The sequence below is a fragment of the Clostridium sp. C2-6-12 genome (assembly GCF_009928485.1).
In the GTDB taxonomy this organism is placed as follows: Bacteria; Bacillota; Clostridia; order Clostridiales; family Clostridiaceae; genus Clostridium.
The window spans coordinates 1-1,709 of record NZ_JAABNP010000083.1 but is presented as its reverse complement, the minus strand read 5'-3'; the positions used below and the strand labels follow the sequence as shown (position 1 = coordinate 1,709).

Annotated in this window: 1 protein-coding gene; it reads right to left on the bottom strand. The window is 30.4% G+C overall.

The features are described 5' to 3' along the window. Nucleotides 1–95: 95 nt before the first annotated feature. Entirely contained in the window at nucleotides 96–1,571 is a 1,476-nt protein-coding gene (locus GXK56_RS27450; protein ID WP_160693478.1) for an ISLre2 family transposase, read from the bottom strand. Nucleotides 1,572–1,709 lie beyond the last annotated feature (138 nt).

Here is a 1,709-nt window from a genome sequence, read left to right as displayed (position 1 = left end):
GTTTGAGTCAAGTAAAAGTTGGCAATAATTTCGCTCGATTTATTATCCATTATTTTACATTATTTTTTCAGAATTTCCCTATCCATGTTCTATACTTAATTGTAACTAATATCACTAAATGATTTTAATCCACATAAATCACGTATTATTTTTCTACCTAATGTTGCAGCAGCTCCGCTGTACGGAATTTGTGAACTAGTACACTTATATACCTTGCACTTATTAGATTCTTTATTTGCCTCAAATACTGTTAATGGTAATTTTGCAACTACTGTATTAATAACATCATCAGGAATAATATTTCTATAAATTTTATCCACAGTATCAAATAACCTATTACTAAATTTTTCAGATAATATTTTAGCTAAATTATCTGCACCATTAATAGACCAACTCATTTTTCTTCCTTTCATTCTTTGAGCAAGTACATCACATATATTATGTTCCATTGTTCCTAATTGCCTATATTCTAAACCTTCCGGCGCCGTAGGCAAGTCGATATCTCTTTGTTTATATGGAATCAGTCCATCTCTATTGCTAATCAAATAGTTATATAAGTCTTCAAGTTTTTTTAGCGATTTTTCATCTTTACTATTCTCAATCATTAGTTGAATAATCATTTCTAAACCATCTTCAACCTTTCCTTCTCTAAATAACTTTAATAATTTCTTTTGTGATTTTTTCTCGCTAACTTTACGAATAATTGCCTGACTTATATGAAATGGATCTAATTGAAAATGAATATCTTGATCTTCACAATTTGATTTAATCCACGGTGCTCCATCACCATTTAATATTCTAGTTTTAATTTCATCAACATTGTATTTTTCTGAAATTGTTGCGTTAGCAAGCTTTTTAAAGCGGCTAGAATTGCTAAAGCTTGCACAAACAGTTTTATCAACAACTACATATTCCTTTTTGCTTCCTGGACGTAAAGTCCAGCCGGTATATGATACTGCTAGTTTTAACTCTTTCTTTTTATTTTTCCCTTTTGGTCTATCCTTACCTTGAAGATATAGCCAAACTCCATCTTGCTCTTGAAACAATACTGGTACTTCCTTTTCGCCTTTTAACAAACCTTTATCATCTAATTCAATTTTACGGTTTTCTAGTTCTTTAATCTTTTCTCCAAGTGTTTGAACTATGTTCCAAACGCCTTGAGCACTAATCTCTTGATTGCACATAGTTTTAATATTCTTAGATGTCTTTCTGAAAGAAACCTCCGTCACGTTAGTTAAAATAGTTTCTACAAGATTGATAGATACATTTCCTATAGTGTCCATCCCTAAATACTCATCTAAAAGGCATTTAGTAGCTTTTTTACCATCTTCAAGTTTAAATTGATAAATGCGTCTATAATACTCTACATTCCCCATAATAGTTCTTAAACAAGTTTTCTTACGGCCTTTATTTCGGTAAACTGAGCTATCTCTTTCATTAAGTAGCTTTTCATCCAAAGATTCTAAGATATTTTTTAATGCATTACAAGCTTCATCACAAACATATTTATAAATTCTTCTCTCTAACTCCTTGAAAGTCATTGCTTTATCATTTAAACTTAATTCATACATAAATATAACCCCATTCTATTTAGTCTCAGCAACTTAATTATAATGGATAATTTGTGTATGCGGGAGATGCTTTGCATCTCCTTTCACTATTTATACAGTTTTTATTACTGCCTTTGCCTACTAAAATTATACTCTAAC

What these genes read in the sequence shown, in the direction of transcription:
- GXK56_RS27450 (WP_160693478.1), bottom strand. Translation starts at nt 1,571, where the DNA reads ATGTATGAATTAAGTTTAAATGATAAAGCAATGACTTTCAAGGAGTTA.